Raw genomic sequence first — 23,680 nt, 5'->3', positions numbered from 1 at the left:
TTGATTCTGTAACAAATGGTTAAATAGATAAGTTAGACCTACGAAATGAACTGATGTAGCGCTATATCCTCCCAGTCCAGAGTAATACGGATATTATCTTCCTCTACCAGCTCCGACCCCGTCTGCACCTCAATGAACTCCACATCGGTAAGAGCAAGAATGGCATGCTTGGTCCCTTCCGGTATCCGCACCACATCTCCCGCCTTCACCGTATGCATCTTCTCATTGATGACAATACTGGCTTCCCCGCTGACGAAGGTCCAGATTTCACTGCGTTTGTGATGCAGCTGATAGCTGATATTTTTACCCTCATTGATGAAAATCCGCTTGGTCAGCACCTCGTTGCCCTCATCATATTTCACATAATCTATCACCTTGTAATGACCCCAGCGGCGTTCCTCGTACATCGGTCTTTGTTCAAAAGACTTCAGCACTTCCTTGATCCGCGGACTCTCGGTCTTGTGCGTCACCAGAATACCGTCCGGGCTGGCGGCGATAATCAGATCCTTCGCCCCGATCACGGTAATCGGAATATCCAGCTCGTTAATGAGACAGGTGCCTTCGGAGTCTGCTGTTACGAAGCCTTTACCGACATGGTTGCTGCTCATTTCTTCGGTAAGGGTGTTCCAGGTACCCAGGTCCTTCCAGAATCCGGCGTACGGCTGCACGACGATGTTCTCCTCTTTCTCCACCACTTCATAATCGAAGCTGATGGACGACAGCAGCTTATACTGCTTCTGCAGCTCCTCGTAATTCAGCGGCAATCCTTTGCGCTGCAGGATATCCAGCAGGTAACCCAGACGGAAGGCGAACACCCCGCAGTTCCAGAGCGCGCCTTGGCTGATCAGCTCCTCGGCCTGCACACGGTCCGGCTTCTCCTGAAAGTGGCTGACCTGCAGATAACCATTCGCTCCCGCATCTGCGCCGGTTGGAATAATGTAGCCGTATTTCTCCGAAGCATGCTCGGGAACTACGCCCATCAACGCCAGGTTCGCCCCGCTCACCAGCATGGTGTTCTCCAGCTGCAGCACCGTTTCGAAAAAGGAGGATTCCACGTATGGGTCCACCGGCAGAATCGCCACGGTCTCGCTTGGAGACACCCCCGCGATGGAATACAAATAGGCCGCCGTCAGCGCAATGGCCGGGAAGGTATCCCGCCGCTCCGGCTCCACGATGATCGGCACCTCGCTGCCGAGCTGACTCTGGATCATCTCCACCTGGCTGCGTCCGGTCGCCAGATAAGAGGACCCGGCCATGCCGTTCTCCTCCAGCTGTCTCCATACCCGTTGTACCATTGATTCCGGTTCACCTGCCGGACTTGCCAGTACCTTCAGAAATTGCTTGGAGCGTGAATCATTGGACAACGGCCAGAGCCGCTTGCCGGAGCCGCCTGATAGAAGTACTAGTTTCATAGTGAACCCTCCGTATCGTATTGTTATTGGGTATTTCTTATTTCGGCTGTGTGTTAAAATCCCGCCTGTTATGAGGGTCGCTGCAAGGAATTTTGGGCTTACGGCCGCTGTTGTCTCCAGATGTTGTTGATTATATTGCTTGCAGCAGATAACATCCGGAGACAAAGGCGGACGCTAACGCTCCTACAGCTCCAAAATTCCTCTCCACTCCATTTCATAACCGGCTTTACTTTTTATATCCGCTTCGCCCGCAGGCGAAGCTCCCGGCTAAAGATCCGGGTATTGCCGCTTGTTGTAGCGGCAAGGGGGCCGGGCTGCCGCTATATTGTTCCAGCGGCGAAAGATTCAAAGGCTCAGAGGCTCAAAGACTCTTAAGTGCCGCTTGTTCCAAGGCGTCACCGCTGAGTTAGCGGCTGGAAAGAACAAGAGTATAGGACAAGAGAATCCAAGACAATGGAATTCAAGACCGGAATTCAAGACTCTTGTGCCAAGGGCTCGCCGCATAAGTTTGCGGCGGCAGAAGCTGGTTAGTTTAAGTACAGGCACTTGTGCTCTTCATTTGCTCATTTAGCCAACATTCGAGAAATCAGGGGCACTAATGCTCTTCATTTCACCATGCAGCCCACTTTCGGCGCATTCAAGGGGATTTATCCCTCTCTTTTCACCGCGCAGCCCACTTTCGGCGCATTCAAGGGGATTTATACCTCTTATTTCACCGCGCAGACCACCCCCGGCGTGGCGCGTTCAGCAAGGCTGAGCCGGCCTTACACCGCGCCAGCCACGCTGGCGGAGAATCCGCTAAGCCCGCCCATCTGCGGGCGGCCGACAGAGATGTACTCGAGGCCGGTGCCTTCGATTTGCTCTTTGCTATAGACGTTGCGGCCGTCGATCAGCACCTGGCGGCGCATGGTTCCGGCGAGCTGGTGCAGGTTGATCTCCTTGAACTGGCTCCAGTCGGTCAGCAGGCAGACAGCATCGCTGCCCTCGGCAGCCTCTTCCGCCAGTCCGCACCAGCGGAGCTGCGGGTGATCGTATTCCTTGCGGAAGTTATCGGCCGCAATCGGATCATACAGCTTCACGATGGCGCCTTCGGCTACCAGCGCCTCAACAATCTCACGGGCCGGGGCCTCGCGGACATCATCGGTATTGGGCTTGAAGGCAAGCCCCCAGATGCCGATGACCGCGCCGCGCAGGCTGCCAAGCGATTCATGCAGCTTGGAGATAATCATGAAGCGCTGGCCTTTATTGACTTCAACGACGGATTTGAGCAGCTTGAACTCATAATCCACGTTACCGGCAATCTGGATCAACGCATTGGTGTCCTTCGGGAAGCAGGAGCCGCCATAACCGATACCGGCCTGCAGGAAGGTCGAACCGATTCTCTGGTCCATCCCCATGCCGCCTGCGACTTCGGTGACATCTGCTCCTACCTTTTCGCAAATGTTGGCAATCTCATTAATGAAGGAGATCTTTGTCGCCAGAAAAGCATTCGAGGCATATTTGATCATCTCGGCGCTGCGGATATCCGTGACGAATACATTCTCTGTGAAGCCCTGATGAAGCTCGCGCATCGTTGGCTCAAGGGCCGGATTATCCAGTCCGATGACGATCCGGTCGGGATGAAGCGTGTCGCGGATGGCAGAGCCTTCACGGAGGAATTCAGGCGCAGAGACGATATCGAAGGGATGATTCGTGAGGGAGGAGATCAGCTGGCGGATACGCTCATTAGTGCCAACAGGGACGGTCGACTTGGTCATAATAATCTTGTAGCCTTCCATCGCCTGTGCAATCTCAGCAGCCGCTCCTTCAATATATCTCAGGTCGGCTTCGCCGCCCGGCAAGGAAGGTGTACCCACGGCAAGAATGACGATATCGGAGCGGCGGACCGACTCCTGAAGATCGGACGAGAAGCTCAGCCGGCCCTCGCGCAGATTCATTTCGATCAGGGCCTCAATGCCCGGCTCATAGATGGGAGATTCCATCCGGTTCAGCTTATTGATTTTCTCCTCATCCTTATCCACACAGATGACATGATTTCCATTTAGGGTAAAGCATACGCCTGATACAAGTCCTACATAGCCGGTACCAATCACTGCGAGTTTCATACTTTCATCCTCCTTTTAGGAAATTGACGTAGGCCTGTTCTACATACTGCTTGAACTGAACCATAAACGCCTGCTCATCGAATTTGCGTGCATGGCCCATAATCTGGTCGATATCCCACGCATAGGACTCCACCTCATCAATGGCCTTAAGCAAATCATCAACTTCCTGGTGCTGGAAAAACACGCCGTTAACGTATGGAATAATCGTGTCCAGCGCTCCCCCGGCCTGATAGGCAATGACCGGTCTTCCAGCAGCATTCGCCTCCAGCGGCGTGATGCCGAAATCCTCTTCCCCGGGAAAAACAAACGCCCGGCACTGGGACATCAGCCCTGTGACTTCCTCATCCTCCAGCCGGCCCAGAAACGATACATTCCCTTTGGCCATGCCTTCCAGACGCTTACGGTCCGGTCCGTCCCCGACAATATACAGCTTAAGCCCGTTACGGTTGAACGCCTCCACCGCCAGATCAATCCGCTTGTAGGAGACCAGCCGCGAGACAATCAGATAATAATCTCCAATGCTCGGGGAGCTGGTGAAGCGGGCCGTATTGATCGGCGGGAAAATCACATCGGAATCCCGGTGGTAATAATTCTGAATCCGCGTCTTCACGACCGAGGAGTTGGCGACGAACTGGTTCACATTTTTGGAGGTGCGCTGGTCCCAGTTCTTGAGCCGCTGCATATACACCTTGAGCAGTCTTTTGAATAAACCTGAATTCGATTGCCGCTCCATGTACGTGTCATAGTCCCAGGCGAAACGCATCGGCGTATGACAGTAGCACAGGTGGAAGGTGGATTCGGGCACCTGGATGCTTTTCATAAAAGCACTGCTGGAGCTAAGAACGATATCATACCCGCTGAAGTCCAAATCGCGGACAGCCATGGGGTAGAGCGGGAGCACCCCTTTGAAGTTACGCTTCACTCCCGGAATCTTCTGCAGCCAGGAGGCCCGGATATCGGCATCTTTGAGGTTATCGGTCAGGCGGCTTCCGTTAAAAACCGTTGTGAAGATCGGAGCTTCCGGATACATGTGATGAAAAACCTCCACCACCCGTTCCGCCCCGCCCATCTGGATTAAATAATCGTGCGCGATCGCAATTTTCATGTGAATCATCCTCAAAGTTTTATGGAGCAGCATCATTAAGCAGTACACGCATGGCTAGAGACAGATATGATGCAAGCCTTAAGCATTATGGAGCGGGAAGGTCAGGTAACTGCCAGCAGACCTTTGTAGTAAGCGACAATATCCTTGACCGTGTTCTCGATGACAAAATGCTCTTTCACCCGTCTCATTCCATTGTCCGCCATCCGTCTACGCTCTTCGGGATGGTTCAGCATCCAGGTGATGGAGTCTGCAAGTACAGTAGCATCTCCGGGCTGGATCAGCAGTCCTGTCTCACCAGGAACTACGATCTCTACCGGTCCGCCTTCATTGGAGGCAATCACCGGAAGTCCGGCCGCCATGCCTTCGACGATGACCTGGCCGAACGGCTCAGGAGTGATCGACGTATGAATCAATAAATCCGCTTGGTTCATGAGTCCTTGTATATCATCCACATGACCCAGCAGGCTGACATTGGTGATGTCATCTTGCTGCATCTGCTTGATTAATTCCTGTTTGTATTCTTCCTCCCCGAACAGGGCGTCACCGGCCAGCCAGAATTTCACGCGGCTGTCCTGCTTGAAGGCCTTGGCCGCTTCCAGCACAATATGCTGGCCTTTCCAGTGGGCGAGCCGCCCGACCAGCAGGACGTTGAAGTCCTTCCGCTCCCGCCGGCCGATTCCTTCGCCGATGGCCTTGGCGAAGGCCGAGTAGACGACCAGCGTCTTCTTCGAGCGCGGCAGCTCCAGGGCATTCAGCGTGGAGTGGGAATTGGCAATGACCCCGTTCGGCAGCAGGCGTGACAGCAGCCGGATCGCCTTGGCGACAACCGGCTTCAGATAAGGCGCCCCGATGTGGTCCCGGATGTGCCAGATCAGCGGCACACCTGCTTTTTTGGCGGCGACGGCTCCGTAAAAGGCCGATTTCAGGGAATTGGTATGCACACAATCCACCTTCTCCTCCTTCAGCAGCGGAGCCAGCTTGCGTCCGTAAGCCAGCAGCTTCATCGCAGCCGCCGGAGCCCCGAGGTTCACGGTATTGCGGCCGCGGCTGCGGATGCTCTCATCCAGCGGGATAATGCGGACATCGATGCCCTTCTCCCGCAGACGTTCCGCCAGCGTGCCTTCCTCCGCCAGGATCACCAGCGGCTCAATCTGCTCACCGATGTTGGTGAGGATGTTGAACAGGGCGACCTCGCCCCCGCTCCATTTGGCGGTGTGGTCGATATAAGCGACTTTGATCATCCTACGCTCACACCCTTTCCCAAGGTTTCGAGGAATACAGACTCAATCCTGTCGCCCACATGCTGCCAGGTATACTTCTCCAGCACATGATTCCGGCATTCGTCCCGGCCCGGCAGCAGCTTTCGGTTGCTCAACATATGAATCATGCCTTCCGCCATATCCTCGCTGGCTGCACTCTTGAACAGCAGCTCTGGCCGGAAGCCCTGGAGGATCTCCTTGTTGCCGCCGACCGGCGTAGCCATCACCGGCAGCCCCGAGGCCAAAGCCTCAACGGTGATCAGGCCGAAGCCTTCCAGCGCCTGGGAAGGAACAACGAACATATCCGCTGCCTGATAATAGGAGGCCAGCTCATGATCGGGAATGTAGCCGAGCAGGCGGACCTTGTTGCCCAGCCCATAATCAGCGATCCGCTCTTCCAGCTCCCCGCGCAGCGGGCCCTTGCCCCCGATCAGCAGAATCGCGTTCGGGAACCGCTCCGCCACCTGCTTCCAGGCTTCCAGCAGCTGCAGCAGCCCCATCCGGTTCATCAGTCTGCGGACCGTCAGGACCGTGGTTGCGCCTTCCGGCAGATTCAGCGTCCGGCGGACCGCCAGCCGGTTCGGGGCGGGGGTGAACCGCTCGACATTCGCCGCTCCCGGAATGACCGTAATCTTGTGCAGCGGTACACCGTGCAGTTCGTGCAGCAGGTTACGGAAGTAATCGCTGAGGACGATGAATTTGTCGGCCAGCTTGTAAGCCTTATGTTCTATCGATTTGGCAATCGTTGTTTTGACCTTATGCTTGATGCCTTGACCTTCGATCTTCATCTCTTCGTTCCAGGGGCCGTGGAAGGTCATCACCACCGGAATTCCGCGTTTCTTCGCTTCAATCGCCGGCCCGATGCCGTAAGGCGCGAAGTGGGTGTAGAGGATATCAATCCGCCCGCTGCCATCCCCCATCAGGGAGGCCGCCTTGCGCTGGAAGGCATCCTTGCGCTTCCAGATCGTCTCCTTCGGATCACCGGCATTGTGGATGATCAGTTCCTGCGGCGTCTCCGGCGTTTCTTGGCTGCAAATCAGGGCATGCACCCGGTTCCGTGAAGAGAGCTGTTCACACACGGATTTGAAATAGGTGTTCAGTCCTCCGGGCTGTAACGAGGGCCAGCTGAGGCCGGTCGTCATAATGTTGAGTCCGTCATTGTACGACATAGCTTCTCTCCCCCTTGTTCTCCTTCTCGGCCTGGCCTGCTTCGTTGTGCCGGGCCAGCCTGCCTGCGCTGTGCAATTCGTAATGCTTGAAGCCGACCATGAATTCATACATCACCCAGAAGACGGATACTGCGAAGCCCGAGATGCCTTTCTTGAACAGGCCATGCAGGAAATACTTCTGCAGGAACCGTGCCGGCGGACGCAGCAGCAGGTGGCTCAGCTTGAACGGCTTGCCGCTGGCGAACGCGCTCTCTGCTTCCAGATCGGTGTATTTGTTGAACCGGGCGACATGGTCGTTGATGCTGCGGAAGCCTTGATGCCACAGCGTTCCGTTCAGCTTCACCGTCCGCTCCTCGGACACCTCGGGCATCTCATGCACCAGAGAGTTGCGGATACCGTATTCCTTGCGGTTATACAGCCGCACCAGGTACTCGCCTTTATCCAGCCATTTGCCGAGGAAATCGCCAATCCGGTACAGCGAGAACGCCACCGTAGCATCGGTCAGTCCCGGCTTGCGCTCCAGGATATCCCGGGCCAGCTCCTCGCTGACCACTTCGTCGGTATCAATCAGGAAGACCCAATCATGGATGGCACGTTCCACTCCGAATTCCCTTTGCTTCGCATATCCGGGCCATGGGTTGACATACACCCGGCATCCCAGGCTCTCGGATAGCCCTACGGTCCCGTCTTTGCTTCCTCCGTCGATTACAACCACCTCATCGGCGAATAACCGGCAGGACTGAATCGCTTTGGATATCCGAACTTCATCGTCCTGGGCAATGATGACTGCCGAGATCGGGTAACTGCCCCGGCCGCCAAGCACGCTTGTTACTGAATCCATGATAGGTATCCTCCTTATATGGTCTGGTGTGTGTCGTCGCTGCGGGGAATGTTTGGGCTTCTGGCCGCTGTTGTTCTCTGATTTCCTTGATTGGACCGCTGTTAGCGGGTGAAATCAGAGAACAAAGGCGGATACTTCGTTCCTACAGCTCCAAACTTCCCCTCCGCTTCTCCAACACCATCCCATGGTTTTTTAAGCAGATAAGGGGCTCACCTCGTGTTCTCGGCTCGCTGAATCAAATACAAAACATTTGAGATTACTCAAAACGCTTGAATCGAACCCTTAACTGCCTACACATCCATAGGCTTCTTACGAATATACGAATTCATCGTCGTCTTCATCCACTGAAGGTCCTGGGCGTTAATGAGCAACCGCGGAAGCTTAACCTTCAGGTTGTACCTGATATTGAGAATAATGAACAGGAACCGCAGCACAGCTGATGAGAGCATAGCCACCCCGGCTCCGAACAATCCGAACTTCGGCACCAGCAGGAAGAGCAGCGGAATCACCAGGATCAGGCCGACCCCCTGCAGGATAGATACGAACTTCGGCTTGCCCAGCGCCATGAACACCTGAGCCAGAATCAGCGTCCCGCCGCTGATGGTTACTTCCAGCAGCAGCAGGCGGAACACGGTTAGCGCGGTGTTGAAATCCTTGCCGTAGAGCAGCGGGATGACAAAAGGCGCTACCAGCATCAGGAACACTGCTCCAAGCAGAGTACAGGTAGTACTGATCCGGAAAGCCTTGAAGGTAAGGGCAACCGCTTCATCCTTCGACATCTCGGAGGCCTTCGGGAACAGCACCACCGTGATCGAATTCGCGAAGAAATTCACCATACGCGACAGGCTTACCGCTACCGCATAGAGCCCCAGATCTGCCGGTCTCAGTAATCCGGCAATGATGATCTGGTCTATGTATACCGAGAATTGTCCGAGCAGATCGTTTCCGTAGGAGCCCAGACCATAGGTGAACAATCTTTTGAAATTAAGATAGGAATCCCGGAGCTTGACCTTGTAGGTCCGCAGCAGCAGGATGGTCATCCAGATGAACAGCGGAACCGACGGAACCAGATAAGCCAGTGCAGTTGTATAAGGATTCATATAACCGGTCAGGATCAGAATTCCGATGGCTCCCAGTGTCAGCAGCGGCACCAGGTACCGCATCCAGTTGAAGGTCTTGTAATCCCCTCTGAACTGGAAGGCCGCGTTGTTGATCTGCGACACCACAATCAGCGGGCAGAGAATCATCGACCACTGGGCGAAGACCACTACCTCATGACTGAACGACCCGAGCCAATAAGGCAGCACCAGTATTCCGACTGTCATCGCAATGGTTCCGAACGTCAGTCCGATCAGCAGGGCGATCCGGTACAGTACCCCGGCTTCCTGCGGATTCTTCTTGGCGTTGTAGATCAGCGCCGAGGGAATGCCGAAGCTCATGCTGAAGGCCAGGAACTGCGACCAGTTCACCATCGCTGTCTGCTCCCCCCGGCCTGACGGGCCGAGATAACGGGCGGTCAGTACGCCGGTCAGCATATTGACCAGCAGGATCAGCACGCTGACGAACATCGTTTTGACAGCAGCCGAGCTATTGTCCTTACTCTTCGTGAACCTCCGGAAGGTGGACCATACCCGGTTAGCGGGTAGTGATTTGGCGCTTGACTGCTGCATGCGGTAGTCCCTTCTTTCTGCTTTGAGTGAGCTCCTTGGCGCTGAGGCCAAGTCCGATCAGCATCCAGATCAGATACCCCTTAAGACCGGGAAAGCCGTTATCCGATATCAGGCTGGCTACAGCTCCCATCCACGCCGCCAGCGCCAGTCTGGCGTAAGGCTGAAGTTCATTCCTGCGGGTGACTCTGGCGCCGATCTCCTTGATGACCGCACCGAGTGCCCCGAAGAAGAACAATGCGCCCAGTACGCCGAAGGTCAGCAGCAGCGCGATGAAGCCGTTATCCATATTGCCGTATTCCCCCAGCTCTCCGCCGTTGCCAAGCTTGGTGCCCTGGCCTACACTGCCTATCCCCTGCCCTACCGGATTGCCTGCCACCATCGGCAGCATGTTGGTCCAGAGGCTGAGGCGTTCATTGTAGGAATGATCCTCCTGCACCGAGGTGAGGGTCTCCATCCGGGCCACCAGCCCCTCTGCTCCAGGGAGCTTCGGCACGATCCAGAACAGCGCGGCTGCCACGAAGGCGAGCTGCAGTAACGTCTTCCATTTACCCTTGGAGGGAGAGGAAGCGATGTAGACCAGCAGCATCACCAGCAGGACCAGCCAGGCGGACCGGACGAGCGTAGTCAGCAGGCAGACCACTACGAGCAGAACACCGAGCCAGCGCAGGGTACCCTGCCATCTTTTCTCCAGAATCATCGGCACCAGAGCGAAGACCAGGAAGGTTGCTGCCGGGCCCGGAGAGTTCAGGGTCGAGAAGACCCGGATCTCCAGCGGATAGGGAGTCCCGATGGACATCATATCGGCATTCCGCATCCAGAAGGCATCCCAGGGAGGAACGGTCAGATACTGCACGATCCCGTAGACCGCAACCAGCACGGCAATGTTGGCAAAAGCGTACAGCAGCCGGTCAATATCCTTCGGCTTAAACGGCGTGACCGCGAAGAAAGGAATCAGCAGCAGCGGTACGATGTAATTCGCCAGATCGTATACCGAGCCGATGCCGTTCTTCGCCAGACCGATCAATGTGCCGTAGGCCAGTGCGACGGAGAACAACAGTATAATCCGGGTGGAGGACTTGCGAATCCGGTGAATTTCCCGCAGCACCGGAATAGCTAAGGTCGCTCCGGTCAGCAGCGGGGCCAGACTGAGCAGGGAGACGGAGTGATACACGCCTTCGTACCAGTCCGCAATCCGCCGCAGCTCCGGGGCAACCGCCCAGATCAGCAGCGTGTACGGGATGAGCATCCGTGTATTCAGCAGGGCCAGCAGCAAGGCCGGAAAGAGGATACCTGCCAGAATGATGCCTTGCAGGCTATTCGACGCGCTCAGGTTCGCACTGGCGAAGCCGATCGCAAGCGGCAGGGCCAGCGCCGAGATACAGATCAAGGTCATCATTACAGCCGACTTCACGGCCTGTGCCGATGGAAGATTCAGACTATTCTCATCTCTGCTTAGCATCTTCATTCCCTGCCTCCCGTCTTTCGCCGCTTTCTTCAATCCGTACTGCTGTTCTTCACCTTACCCCGTTTGCGCATCTCCTTGAGCAGCAGCACCAGGAACTGGGCATCGTCGACAAGGTATCTTTTCCATAACCGGCCCGGCTCCTGGCTAAGCCTCCAGAGCCATTCCATACCGGTTCTCTGCATGAAATCCGGGGCCCGCTTCACCGAGCCTGACAGAAAGTCAAAGGTTGCGCCCACGCCAATCGAGACCGGCGCCTGATAAGAGGTATAGTGGCGATAGATCCACTTCTCCTGCTTTGGTGCGCCTACCCCTACGAATACAATGTCGGGCTGGCTCTCGGTCAGCATCTGGATAATCCGCTGATTCTCTTCTTCGTTGTGCTCAAAGCCGTAGGAAGGAGAGTAACAGCCCACTACATTGATGCCAGGGAAGGCGGCCTTCAGATTCTTCGTAGCCTGCTCCGCCACACCCTCGGCAGCACCGAGGAAGAACAACCGGTATTGCCTTTGCTCGAACGCATTGCCCAGGCGGCTGAACAGGTCAGCGCCGGACACCTTTTGCTTCAGCGGCTTACCGAGCATCTTGGACGCCCAGATCAGCGGCATCCCGTCCGCGACTACGGCACCTGCTTCGGAGTATACTTCCCGGAACTCTTTGTCCTTGCGCAGCTTGATCACATGATCGACATTGCAGGTCAGGATGTAGGACTGGTTCCTCTCCTGAATGGTTCTGTCGATATAATCCAGCAGGTCCATGAAATCATAGTTATCGAAATTGACATCGAACATGTTCACTTGGTTCATCGTATCACTTCTTTTTGTGGGGAATCGGCCAGCTGTGAAGATCGGTACAGGCAGTTCAGGTACCAACAGAACGGGATGATGAATTGGACCGTCGACAGCGTGTTATCCGTGAAAGAATAGATCAGAAATGCTGCAATAAAGAGCAAATAATAAGGTTTGACCGCCGGCAAAAGAACTCTGTATACCATAAGAAACACAGCGAGCAAGGACAGCAGCAGCAGGATGGCCCCAACGTATCCCCCATCGTAATAAAAGCGGATATATTCGTTATGCGGAACCACGAACCCTCCGTAGAGCGTTCCGTCATTCGCCACCGTCACTGCCCCAAGCCCCCGTCCCGCAAGCGGCGAATCCGCCGCCTTGTTCAGGAAGTACTCCCAGGCCTCCGCCCGCCCCGACAGGTCAATTCCCGTCTCGGTCGTCCGTTCGAAGGAGCGCTTCTTGAGGTTGTCGAGCTGCATATATACCGCCGCGGTGATGACCAGCAGCGAGCACAGCAGCGGGATCAGGTACTTCTTCTTGCCCTTCAGAAAAGCGCGGGAGATGTCATAGAAGTAATAGAGCACCATCAGCACCAGGGCAAGAATCGGCCCGCGCGTGCCTGTAATCACCAAAATGAAGAAATTCAGCCCCAGCATGATGTAATTGAACCGGATATGCTGCGTGCTGCGCTTGATCTCGATGAACGCGATCGCTACTCCCATGAAGGCCAGCATCGCCAGGTGAGGCGGAATGTTGGCCCCCTGCACCCGAACCGCACCTGTGAACTCCACGGCTACCAGTGAATGTATATTCGCAGCTTGCAGCACCACGCCTATCAGCATGCTGACCAGCGGCAGCAAGGTAATGATCCGGATCTGCTTCTCGGCAACCTCCTTCTTCCAGTTGATCAGCAGAAGTACGAAGGGCAGAGACAGTCCGATGAAGGCTTTGACCGCAATCGATGTGCTCATCTCCGGCAGCCAGATGGAGAAGCTGAAGGTGAGCAGAATCAGGGCCAGCATCGCCCATAAGGGAGGGCTAAGCTTGAACCTGAGGCCATTGACCAGGATACACGGCACCAGCAGCATCAGAATAACCAGCTTATAGAGCGACAGGATCTCAATACCGAACATACTCCCGCTGTACAAGAAGTTAATCGAGACCGCCGTGGTCAGCAGAACGAAATAGCTGATCAGCTCGGGGCGTGACAGGGAGGCAACCAGCAGCAGAATGAAGAATACGGCTGCTACTGCGATGACCGGCTGGAAGATGACGGCTGTTCCGAGGAACAGTGCAGTTACGAGATAGAGCATTCCGTATGGCAGACTATTGATTTTGGTGCCCCACTCAAAATTGGTCATCGCGCGTCCTCCCCTCACCCCGCTGCGGATTCCCTCTTCCGGTTAAGAATCATATGGAGAGTTCCGCGAATACTCTCCAGCCGGCATTTATTCAGCAGCTTCCTTCCCTTACTGCGGGATAGAATGGAATCTGCCAGGATGTAGATCACTTTGGCGCCTGTCTTGCCCAGGAGCAGCAGATGCCCTTTCATTCCTTCACTCTTCATAGCGTTCGATATCCCTTGGCTGTAATACCGCTTCATGATCCAGTCCTCCGTCAGCCGGTTCGCCGGAACGAAATGATCGACGGCCATCTCAGGATGATAGAGAATCGAATGCCCTTCCTGCTGCAGCTGGCTGAACAGCCAGGTCTCTTCACCCGATAGCAGCGAATCGCCCTTGCGGCCCAGCTCCAGAGGGAACAGGCTGATATCGAACACCGGCTTGCGCATCGCCATATTGGCACCGCAAGGGTGAAGCCGCTTCGGATACTCCTTGATCCGGTTCCCCAGATCGACAATCGTATACGGAAGCTCGAACGGCTTGATCAGCCAATCCGGACGCTTGCTCTCGAAGATCGGAGCAATCTTGCCGCCCATCGCCATCACCTCCGGCTTATCCGCAAAGGTGTTCACAATGGTTGTAATCCAGGTCCGGCAAGGGATCGCATCATCATCCAGGAAGGCGATGAGCTGCGATTTGGAAGCCAGAATTCCTGTGTTCCGGGCTGCAGACAGCCCTTGAACCGGCTCCAGCAGATAACGGATATCCATATCGGCACCATAGTTCTCGATGAACCCCTTAATGGCGGCCGCCGTATCATCCGTGGACTGGTTATCCACGACGATGATTTCGGCCTGGTGCAAATTCTCCAGCGGCAGCAGCGAATGAAGAGTCTTGACCAGCAGCGCCGACCGGTTATAGGTGCATATGATAATGGAAATCTCAGGTACAGTTCCGTGTACGAACATCGGCATCACCTAATTTCCATATTTTTAATAAGCATTCTTGGAACCGAGCAGCATCAGGCCCGTCTTGACGATAATCTTCAGATCGAGCATTGTGCTGCGCATGTGGATATACGTGAGATCCAGCTGAACCATCTCGTCGAAGCCGACGCTGTTTCTGGCATTCACCTGCCAGTAGCCGGTGCAGCCGGGGGTTACCATCAGCCGCTGCTTGTCGTATTCCGTATACTGCTCCACCTCTTCAACGAGCGGAGGACGGGGACCCACCAGACTCATATGCCCCATCAGCACGTTCCAGAGCTGCGGCAGTTCATCAATACTGGTCTTGCGCAGGAATCTTCCAATCCGGGTAATGCGGGGATCATTCTTGATCTTGAACATCGCGCCGCTTACTTCGTTATAGGCCATGAGACTCTCCTTCAGCTCCTCGGCATTAGAGACCATGGATCTGAACTTGTACATGGGGAACAGCTTCTCGTCCTTGCCGACCCGCATTTGGCGGAAGAACACCTTGCCCTTCGGATCTTCCAGCTTAATCAGGACAGCCACCACTGCGAAGAGCGGGAGCAGGAACAGCAGCCCCAGGGCAGAGAACAAGATGTCGATGATCCGCTTCATGACCAGATAGGATTCCATTCCCTTGCTTTCTTCACCCGAATGCAGCATGTAAAGTTTCGGCAGGACGGCCTCATAGTCTTCCGGCAGTTTTTGCATGCTCATCTCTCCTCATTTCTCGTAAAGGTTTATGCAGCCTTACTTCTTAACTCCGGCTTATCTCGCTCGCTTTCGGGAACCGTCTCAGCTGCTGAGGGTGGTCTGTCCCGCTTTATTCAGCCATTCCGCCATAGCATCCATGACCTGATAACGCAGGTCCTCACTCTCCAGTGCAAATTCCAGGGTGGTCAAAATATAACCGAGCCGTTCGCCGACATCATATCTGGTACCGTCGAAGTTATAAGCGTAGACACGTTCGCTCTGGTTCAGCTTCTGAATGGCATCTGTCAGCTGAATCTCGCCGCCTGCTCCCTTTTCCTGAAGATCAAGATACTTGAAGATCTTAGGGGTAAATACATAGCGGCCCATGATCGCCAGATTGGAAGGCGCCGTGCCGAGTGCCGGCTTCTCCACGAAGTTGTTCACCCGGTAGAGCTTCCCGTCCTGCAGATCCGGCTCAATAATCCCGTAGCGGTTCGTGAATTCATCCGGGATCACCTGTACCCCGATTACCGAGTTTTGAGTCTCCTCATACTGGTCGATCAGCTGCTTCAGGCAAGGGACCTGTCCGGTTACAATATCATCGCCGAGCATAACGCCGAACGGCTCATCGCCGATGAACCGTCTGGCACACCATACGGCGTGGCCGAGACCCTTGGGTTCCTTTTGCCGGATGTAGTGAATTTCCACCTTGGAGGACCGCTGCACCTCTTTGAGCAGTTCCAGCTTACCGTCCTCCAGCAGCCGGGATTCAAGCTCAAAGGCGTTGTCGAAATGATCCTCGATCGCCCGCTTTCCCTTACCGGTTACAATGATGATGTCTTCAATCCCGGAGGCAATGGCCTCCTCCACGATATACTGGATCGTCGGTTTGTTGATAATAGGCAGCATTTCCTTGGGCATTGCCTTGGTTGCCGGAAGGAAACGTGTGCCTAACCCGGCCGCCGGGATAATTACCTTTTTTACCTTTTTCATCACACATACCTCCCAATAGTTTCGTTCACATTGCCGCTTCGGTGTTCTACTTGGTCTGGTTCATTGCTATTCCGAGAATCCTTACACCTGTCTGTTCCATGAGACCCTTCAGCTTGCGGAGAGCTTCGCGCTTCGTCCGGCCGTGTCTGGCGACAATAACCACCCCATCCGAGAGCGGGGCCAGAATCCGTGCATCGCTGTAATCGACCGCCTGCGGGGAATCCAGCAGAATCAGATCGAAGCTTGCTTTCAGCTCTGTAAGCAGCCCGGTCATTCTTTCGCTGCCGAGCAGATCCGGCGGACTGACCGTACTCACTCCGGCAGGGATGACCGCCAGATTCGCCAAGCTGCCGTATACCAGAACGTCCTTGGCTTCCTCGTAGCCGCTTAAGTAAGCTGCCAGCCCCTGGCTGCCTTCCACATCGAAGACGCTATGCAGGCCGGGCTTCCGCAGGTTACAATCCACCACTGCCACTTTCTTGCCATCCTGTACGAAGGATACGGCCAGATTGGAGAGAATGGTGGTCTTGCCTTCGCCGCCCTCTGCTGAAGTGAAGAGCAGCACCTGACCGCCTGGTCCCTTCAGCAAGCCGAGCTGGCGGATATACGTGCGCAGCGAGCGGAAGGATTCGGACACATGCGATGACGGGTTCATATCCGCGATTAGACTTCTATTCAGCCGTAACATATTTGCCCTCCCCTACTCTTGCCTTATCTTTATCCGTGGTGCCGAAATCGCGTTTGCGGATGGCCGGAATACTGGCAATGACCGGAAGGCCAAGCTCGAATTCCGCTTCCTTCTCGTTTCTCAGCGTACCGTTCAGCGTCTCCATCAGCAGGATAATCCCGACCGCTGCCATCAGTGACACCACGAAGCTAATCAGAATATTCATGGTCACCCCGCCGTTAACCGGCAGAGGCTGGGCTGCAGGATCAGCCGGAGTCAGGAAAGTTACATTATCCAGGTTCATCAGTGCCGGCAGGCTGCGGATGAAGGTCTGCGAAACCGCGTTTACAATCGTAGCCGCGGTACCGTAATCCTTATCCTCCACGGTCAGATTAATCACCTGGCTTTTCTCCGAGGATTTGATCTGCAGCTTGGCAGCCAGCTGGCCCGCCGTCAGACCGAACTCAGGATGCTCCGCGATCACACTCTTCATAATAGTTGGCGACTTCATGATTTCCTTATAGCTCTCGATGAGGTTAAGACTGAAGTTCAGTGCGTTGAGATTATTGCTCTCGGGGACATTCACAACGTTGTTGACCAGTAGCTGTCCAGAGGCGGAGTAGACGGGTGCAACGAAGTTTTTACTGACGTAGAAGGTGGTGGCGCAGGAGATCAGTACAAATACCATGATTAACCATAATTTTTTCTTTATCAGGTTAATGTAATCCAAAATCGTCTTTTCCACAGTAACCCTCCTTCCGCTTGTGTTCGTTTTGAAAGCAATCATGAAAGTTTCAGATGTCTTGCTTTTATTCTATCAATGCGCAGGATTTATCACATGCCCCCTAGCATCACTTTACACTTCACTTTCGAGTGACTGCGTTTGGTCCGCCAGAGGGGGTGGATGGTATACTTTAGTACCATATCCATGAAAAATGCTAACACCTCCGGTGAGCCTTGCCTCCTTCAGGTGTTTACTTGCCCAAACACAATAATCACCCAGCCGGGTAAAGTCTGCTGGTACGCCTTCGTGTCCGCATTCCGCGCTAGCACAATGTATGCTGTTTTTCGCATACATTCAGGCCGTGGGCCTGCTTGCGAGTCCAATGTATGCTGTTTTTCATATACATTGGGCCGTGTGCCCGCTTGCGAGTCCAATGTATGCTGTTTTTCGCATACATTCGGGCCGTGGGCCTGCTGGCGAGTAAAATGTATGCTGTTTTTCGCATACATTTGGGCCGTACTCCGATTTTCCGCTTTCCCGGAACGCAAAAAAACACGGACAGTATTGTCCGTGCTCCGTCCCCGATCATTCACAGGGATGATTATTAATCGTATGACATCTCATATTTGGTAAGCCCGACCGCATTGGCGTATAGGGCCGCCTGCGTCCGGTCCGCCACCTGCAGCTTCGCCAGAATCTGGCTGACATGCTTCTTGACGGTGAATTCGCTGATGAACAGGCGTGAAGCAATCTCACGGTTACAGGCCCCCTGGCCCAGCTCGATCAGAACTTCCTTCTCTTTGGGTGTAAGCTCATCGGTCGGACTGTTGCCGCTCATGCGCATCTTGTCTTCCATCAGCCCGGGATCGTAATACTTCCTGCCCTTGTGAACCAGTTGAATTGCGAACAGCAATTCCTCGGGCAGAGCTTCCTTCAGTACATAACCGTCTACCAGCACTTCCTCCGCCTTCAGGAAATCTTCCCGGCTGGCTGAGGACGTAAGCAGGATGAACTTGCATGAGAACCCGCGTACACGTGCTTCCTTGATAATATCCAGGCCCGATTCATCGGCAAGCTTCAGATCAATCAGCACAAGATCAGGCTGTATCTCCTCAATAACGAGAAGAGCTTCTTGGCCATTCGTTGCTTCGCCGGCAAACTGCAGATTGGACTGCATCGATATCACAGATGCCAATCCTCTTCTCACCAAAGGGTGATCATCAACAATGACGATTTTCACTTGAACGACCTCCTGCCTAAAGTTTATGCATTTTTCAGTTCAGCCACACCGACAGGTATAGAGATTAAAATTCTGGTTCCAGCGTTCTCACTGCTGGTTAACTGGAAATCGCCTCCAAGGGACTGTGCCAGATATTGCATATTCTTCATTCCCAGTCCGCCTGAGTGATCCTCGGATTCAGCCAAGATCAGATCGGCCTCGAAGCCGACACCATCGTCGACAATTGATAGTCTAATCCATTTCGGCTTAAGCGACAGTTCTACATCCACCCGGCTGGCAGCACCATGTCGTATGGCGTTGCCGGTAGCTTCGGAGATAATCCGGAAGAGTGCCTTGTGGTAAGGATAAGGGAGACTGAAATCATCCCCCGTTATTTTCAGTTCAATCTCAACATCGTTAAGCCGGGAGAGGCTTTTCAGATGCGAGCGCACCATCCCAAGCCAGCTTGGGCCGCCGCTCTTCTTGGAGCTGAGGCTGTAGATGGTAATCCGCAGCTCCTTGGCCACCTTGGTGGCTGAATCATGGATAAGCTCAATCTGCTCCTCCAGCTCCCTATCAGACATCTTACGCCAGGTCTGCTTCAGGGAATGGGTCGCGTAGACGATTCCGAAAAGACTCTGGGAGACACTGTCGTGCATCTCATCGGCTATCCGGTTCTGCTCGTTCGTGATGATCAGCCGGTTCTCGATCACGCCCAGCTCGTGGCGCTCCAGAATAATCGCACTCAGCTCCGACAGGAACATCAGCTGCTGGATGTACCATCTGCGGCCCTCCAGCCCTTCCGACGCTTCCAGCTTCACTCCGATCATACCGACGAACCGTGTGCTCATTCTTACCGGCATCAGCAGGAAGTCGCCGATTCCCGGCATACTCTTAAATACCGGTTCACGCTGCAGCCTCCATTCATGCTCATGCTTCTCCAGCTCCATGAACAGAAAGCGCTCCTCCTCATGCTGCCATCCTGTCTGGCGGCTCTGCGGAGCAGGCTCCCCGCTCTTTTTGGCGAACCAGAACAGGGCCTTCTCCAGCTTGGTAAGCTTGACCACATAGTCGGTAATGACTTGGCCAATATTCATGAAGTCATGCTGGCTCGATGTTTCCACGATGTGATAAAGCGATTTGATATGCTCCATGGTATCGTTGGTCCGCGCGTTCGCTTCCTCCCGCTGCCGCTTTATCCCCTTAACCATCTGCATAACTATAACCGCGAGAGCCAGGGCTAGAAACAGGTTACCATTGGCAAGCATAATTTCAGCAATCGTAGGACCGGGAGAACCGGATTCCATATAGCCCGATACCGCCACCATGGCAATATAACCCAGGATCAGGCTCCAGGTAAAATATAAAGAGAGCGCACCCGCCGCAAACAGCACCGGATTCAGTACATATAGCTTAAAAGGACTATCGTATCCTCCAGTAAATAACATCAACACCGCAATGAGTGCCGTCTCCATACTGATCATTAGCATGAGAGGACGGGCTTTTGCATGGAACCTCCGGTAATAGTACGGGAAAAGTTGGGCAAATAAGAATAGCACAATGATTAGTAGGGATTTGTATATTACGGAAGGTCCCGCAGGAACCATGAGGTACATAAACGATGTGAGGGACAAAGAAAAGATTCTAAAAAAGGCGATAGTGCGATCTTCTACTGTTAATTTAATGTTCATCCCACCACCCTATTCTCCAGTTTGTGGAAAATTCGAGTTTATTCTAAGCTATGTTTAAAAGCATCATACATGAGAAAAATCACAATAACAAGTTTCGATTTCTAATGATAGCGTTTACTTTGAAAATAAAATGGGTATAATTATTCTTTTTTCATAAAAAATTAACCATCTATATCCAGCTTCTCAAATGATAGCGTATGCAAAATTATCCAGCTCCGCTCCGGGCATGACAAAGAGCCTCTCCCTCCCAGGGACAGGCTCTTTAAAAGACAGGGTCTCTTCAGTTATCCGGTGAATTCATCCGGCACAGTCTATTCAGTCGCCGCCGGAACAGCTTGCTCCAGCTTGGCTTTATTGCATATACAAATTTGATAGCGCTGTTCACCAACGATATGATACCCGGTGGACAAAATACGCAAGGTATGACTAGGTCCTACCACTTTATGGAGACTGCGGCAACTGATGCAGTAATACTCTCTCAATAGTCTCATCTCCGGCATAGTCTAGAAGTACTATTCTAGAACTGCTAATATTATCTAGAGCATAGCACTGTTTTTTTCTGCATGTCAACAAAAATCTGCAAAATACGACATTATTCCAAGCTCATTTTGAGGAAATAAGTAGAAAAATGTCGTTTTTTTATAAAATATAAGAATTTATATGTTTCAAACGATAACTTAATCTTCTGTTTCCACTTGTCATACATGATTCCGGCAGGTCTGCGGAGAGAGGCCCATATATTTTTTGAATAGCCTTGAAAAATAAAAGCTATCCCTATAATGAAGCATTCCCGCTATCTCCTGCACCTGCAGGGAGGTATTTAGCAGCAAATGCTTGGCCTCGGCCATCTTCAGCCGGTGGATATATTCATGCAGGGGGTACCCGCTGCTCCGCCGCACGGTGCGCCGGAGTGTAGACATGGAGAGATGCAGGTCTTCGGCTATGCGCGGCAGATCCGGCTTTTCATAGATACAGGCATTTAGCGCCTCCCGGATCAGCGGCATCGCTTCCTGCTGCCACGGGCGGCGGCTGCCCTGGAGCTGCAGCGAGCATTCCAGCAGCATCTCCTCCAGCAGCAGCGCAGCCCGGTCCGCATCACCGGGGACATCCCCGGTCATATACGCCAGAACCTTTTCAAAAGACGCTTCCAGCCCTTCGGCCTTATCCCCCCGGGTTACCTCTCCACCCGCAATCATTCCGGCTTCCAGCCATTCAGTGACACGGCTTCCGCTGAAATTAATATAGTATTCATCCCAATACCCGCCTGGCGGCGGTCCGAAGCTGTAGTTATAACCGGGTCTGAAAAAAAACAGGCTTCCCTCATGGACCTGCTGCTCTGGTCCTCCGTTCTCCGTATAAGTTCCGCCTCCTGCGACTATATATACAAGGGCCCAGTGTTCAAAGGTGACCCCCGAACGAAACAGCGTTCTTCCCGGCAGATGGCCGGCTTGCCCGACACGAATCGACTTCAGGCGCAGCCTGGCGGCCTCCACCTTCGGATCAATAATTCTTACTGGATACGGACTGATCATATAATCCATGAGCTTGAGCATACACTGCATTCCTCCATGTGTTCAGGAGTGATATGTTGATAATGAAGATGATCATATTCTACATGAATAAGAGGTGTCCACGCTATGTCTGATGTTGTTCACTTACAGCTTTTTCCCCGGCCGCAAAAGATCACGGTATCCGCAGGACAGTTCCACCTTCCTTCCCGGGGCAGCATTGTGCTGGCCGGTGAGGACCCGGTATCCGCCCTTCCCGCAGCGCGCAGGCTTCAACAGACCGCTTCCGAGGTGGTCCGTCTCCATCTGCCTCTGTCCATAGGCCAGCGGTCTGCCACAGTTCCGGCTTGCACTTTCCGCCATAACTCACTGCTTGCAGAAGGAGCCTACGAGCTGCACATTAACGAAAAAGGACTCATTGCCGCTTACGGTTCTCCGCAAGGCGCTTATTATGCAGCGGCGACGCTGAAGCAGCTCCTGCAGCAGTGCGGCCGGACACTGCCTTATCTGCATATCTGCGATCAGCCGGATTTCGCAGCCAGAGGACTGATGCTTGATATCAGCCGCAACAAAATCCCCACGCTGGATACCCTCTACCGGATCATTGATCTCATGGCGGATCTCAAGCTGAATCAGCTGCAGCTATATATAGAAGGAGCTCCTTTTGCTTATGAGTCCTTCCCGCAGGTGTGGGAGCTGGAAACTCCGCTCACCGGCGATGAAATTCTGCTGCTGGATGCCTATTGCCGCGAGCGGTACATTGAGCTGGTGCCTAATCAAAATAGCTTCGGCCATATGGAGGGCTGGCTGACCCGGCCGGAGTTCAACCACCTGGCAGAGATTCCCGCGGGCTTCATGCTCCCGGATCAGATGTATGATAGCGATTTATACCCGGAAGGATTGTTCATGCATCCCGGCACCTTCCATACGGAGGACCCTGAGGTACTGCAGCTTCTGGGCACGATGTACGACGACCTCCTTCCCTATTTCAGCTCGGAGATGTTCAACGTCGGCTGCGATGAGACCTATGAACTGGGACTTGGCGCAAGTCAGGCGCTGGCCGAGTCTTCCGGCAAAGGTGAGCTATACCTCTCCTTCCTGCAGAAGATTCACGGACTGGTCAAGCAGCGCGGCAAAACCATGCAATTCTGGGGCGATATCATCATCCAGCATCCCGAGCTGATCCCCCGGCTGCCGAAGGATATCATCGCCATGGAGTGGGGGTACAGCGCGGCCCATCCGTTTGAAGCGGATACCCGCAAATTCAAGGAAGCAGGCATCCCGTTCTATGTCTGCCCTGGAACCAGCTCCTGGAACTCACTCACCGGGCGAACGGACAACATGCTCGCCAATCTGCGCAGTGCTGCGGTACATGGCAAGAGAAGCGGTGCTATCGGCTACCTGATTACCGACTGGGGCGATTTCGGCCACTGGCAGCAGCTGCCGGTCAGCTATGCCGGATTTGCTTACGGGGCAGCGCTGGCCTGGAATGTAGAGGGGAATCTGGAGGCGGATGTGGCACATTATCTGAACACGGCAGTCTTCCAAGACCGCTCTGGAACCATCGGGCAACTGCTGCTTGATCTGGGCAACTACTATAAGCTGGAGTCGGGCACAGTCCGCCCGAATGATACGGAGATGTCCATGCTGCTGCGCAGCCATCTGGAGCATGTGCAGCTGGCTACGAAGCTGACTGTAGAGCAGCTTGACAGGCTTGAGCAGTACATCCTCGGCCTTGAAGCCCGGCTTGAGCAGCCGGTTCTGGAATGCAGCGATGCCGGATTGGTCATAGAAGAGCTACAGAGCGGCATTCACTTCGTGAAGCATGCCGTGCAGCTCACCCGCCTCAAGCAGCAGCTCGCCGCAGCCGATTCGCAGCCCCAGGCAGCACTCGTTGAGGCGCTGATCCATGACCTGGATCTGCTGCTGCACCAGTACCGCCAGCTATGGACCCGGCGCAACCGGCCGGGCGGCCTGGAGCGCAGTGTCTCGAAGCTGGTGCGTCTGCGCGGGGAATATGCAGCACTAGCCGCCAAGCTGAGCGGGGCGGCTGTGGAGTAAAG

General features: G+C 54.1%; 19 protein-coding genes. 1 reads left to right on the top strand and 18 read right to left on the bottom strand.

Features of this window, described 5'->3' with window-relative positions; genetic code table 11:
* Positions 1-38: 38 nt before the first annotated feature.
* From NST04_RS27500 to NST04_RS27415, 18 genes are all read right to left on the bottom strand, one after another.
* Positions 39-1,412 carry a sugar phosphate nucleotidyltransferase gene (locus NST04_RS27500; protein ID WP_341187100.1) on the bottom strand — a complete coding sequence of 458 codons (1,374 nt, stop codon included), beginning with the start codon at positions 1,410-1,412 and terminating at the stop codon, positions 39-41.
* Positions 1,413-2,176: 764 nt separating this feature from the next.
* Positions 2,177-3,517: a UDP-glucose dehydrogenase family protein gene (locus NST04_RS27495; protein WP_341187099.1), complete on the bottom strand. Its 1,341-nt coding sequence runs from the start codon at positions 3,515-3,517 to the stop codon at positions 2,177-2,179.
* 4 nt (positions 3,518-3,521) lie between these two features.
* Entirely contained in the window at positions 3,522-4,622 is a 1,101-nt protein-coding gene (locus NST04_RS27490; protein ID WP_036693619.1) for a glycosyltransferase, read from the bottom strand.
* Between the two features lie 101 nt (positions 4,623-4,723).
* On the bottom strand, positions 4,724-5,863 hold the full coding sequence (locus NST04_RS27485) for a glycosyltransferase family 4 protein (RefSeq protein WP_341187098.1): 1,140 nt from the start codon (positions 5,861-5,863) through the stop codon (positions 4,724-4,726).
* Positions 5,860-7,050, bottom strand: a complete 1,191-nt coding sequence (locus NST04_RS27480; protein WP_341187097.1) for a glycosyltransferase family 4 protein — start codon at positions 7,048-7,050, stop codon at positions 5,860-5,862. The genes NST04_RS27485 and NST04_RS27480 overlap by 4 nt, the downstream gene beginning before the upstream one ends.
* Positions 7,037-7,891: a glycosyltransferase family 2 protein gene (locus tag NST04_RS27475; protein WP_036693614.1), complete on the bottom strand. Its 855-nt coding sequence runs from the start codon at positions 7,889-7,891 to the stop codon at positions 7,037-7,039. The genes NST04_RS27480 and NST04_RS27475 overlap by 14 nt, the downstream gene beginning before the upstream one ends.
* Before the next feature lie 290 nt (positions 7,892-8,181).
* Positions 8,182-9,561, bottom strand: coding sequence for an oligosaccharide flippase family protein (locus NST04_RS27470; RefSeq protein WP_076157063.1), 1,380 nt, complete (start codon positions 9,559-9,561; stop codon positions 8,182-8,184).
* Positions 9,527-10,957 (bottom strand): O-antigen ligase family protein, encoded by a 1,431-nt coding sequence (locus tag NST04_RS27465; RefSeq protein ID WP_341188067.1) that lies wholly within the window; start codon positions 10,955-10,957, stop codon positions 9,527-9,529. Before NST04_RS27465 ends, NST04_RS27470 begins: the two co-directional genes overlap by 35 nt.
* A gap of 98 nt (positions 10,958-11,055) precedes the next feature.
* Positions 11,056-11,829 (bottom strand): WecB/TagA/CpsF family glycosyltransferase, encoded by a 774-nt coding sequence (locus tag NST04_RS27460; protein ID WP_341187096.1) that lies wholly within the window; start codon positions 11,827-11,829, stop codon positions 11,056-11,058.
* A complete protein-coding gene (locus NST04_RS27455) occupies positions 11,826-13,172 on the bottom strand; it encodes an O-antigen ligase family protein (protein ID WP_341187095.1) in 1,347 nt (448 codons plus the stop codon). Before NST04_RS27455 ends, NST04_RS27460 begins: the two co-directional genes overlap by 4 nt.
* Before the next feature lie 14 nt (positions 13,173-13,186).
* Entirely contained in the window at positions 13,187-14,122 is a 936-nt protein-coding gene (locus NST04_RS27450) for a glycosyltransferase (RefSeq protein ID WP_341187094.1), read from the bottom strand.
* Positions 14,123-14,146: 24 nt separating this feature from the next.
* The gene (locus NST04_RS27445; RefSeq protein WP_341141726.1) at positions 14,147-14,839 is read right to left on the bottom strand and encodes a sugar transferase; all 693 of its coding nucleotides are present in this window, start codon (positions 14,837-14,839) and stop codon (positions 14,147-14,149) included.
* A gap of 78 nt (positions 14,840-14,917) precedes the next feature.
* Positions 14,918-15,808 (bottom strand): UTP--glucose-1-phosphate uridylyltransferase GalU, encoded by an 891-nt coding sequence (gene galU, locus NST04_RS27440; protein WP_341187093.1) that lies wholly within the window; start codon positions 15,806-15,808, stop codon positions 14,918-14,920.
* A gap of 46 nt (positions 15,809-15,854) precedes the next feature.
* On the bottom strand, positions 15,855-16,496 hold the full coding sequence (locus NST04_RS27435) for a CpsD/CapB family tyrosine-protein kinase (protein ID WP_036693602.1): 642 nt from the start codon (positions 16,494-16,496) through the stop codon (positions 15,855-15,857).
* On the bottom strand, positions 16,480-17,220 hold the full coding sequence (locus NST04_RS27430; protein ID WP_341018898.1) for a YveK family protein: 741 nt from the start codon (positions 17,218-17,220) through the stop codon (positions 16,480-16,482). Before NST04_RS27430 ends, NST04_RS27435 begins: the two co-directional genes overlap by 17 nt.
* Positions 17,221-17,803: 583 nt before the next feature.
* Positions 17,804-18,439, bottom strand: coding sequence for a response regulator (locus NST04_RS27425; RefSeq protein ID WP_173136668.1), 636 nt, complete (start codon positions 18,437-18,439; stop codon positions 17,804-17,806).
* Positions 18,440-18,462: 23 nt separating this feature from the next.
* On the bottom strand, positions 18,463-19,902 hold the full coding sequence (locus NST04_RS27420; protein WP_341187092.1) for a sensor histidine kinase: 1,440 nt from the start codon (positions 19,900-19,902) through the stop codon (positions 18,463-18,465).
* 905 nt (positions 19,903-20,807) lie between these two features.
* Complete coding sequence (locus NST04_RS27415; protein WP_341187091.1) at positions 20,808-21,662, bottom strand: helix-turn-helix transcriptional regulator; 855 nt, start codon at positions 21,660-21,662, stop codon at positions 20,808-20,810.
* Positions 21,663-21,746: 84 nt separating this feature from the next.
* Between NST04_RS27415 and NST04_RS27410 the strand changes: the two genes are divergently transcribed.
* Complete coding sequence (locus tag NST04_RS27410) at positions 21,747-23,678, top strand: beta-N-acetylhexosaminidase (protein ID WP_341187090.1); 1,932 nt, start codon at positions 21,747-21,749, stop codon at positions 23,676-23,678.
* The last annotated feature ends 2 nt before the right edge of the window (positions 23,679-23,680 follow it).

Origin of the sequence: Paenibacillus sp. FSL H7-0756, from assembly GCF_038006765.1 — a bacterium.
Lineage (GTDB): Bacteria > Bacillota > Bacilli > Paenibacillales > Paenibacillaceae > Paenibacillus_AQ.
This window is presented reverse-complemented; position numbering and strand designations above follow the sequence as displayed.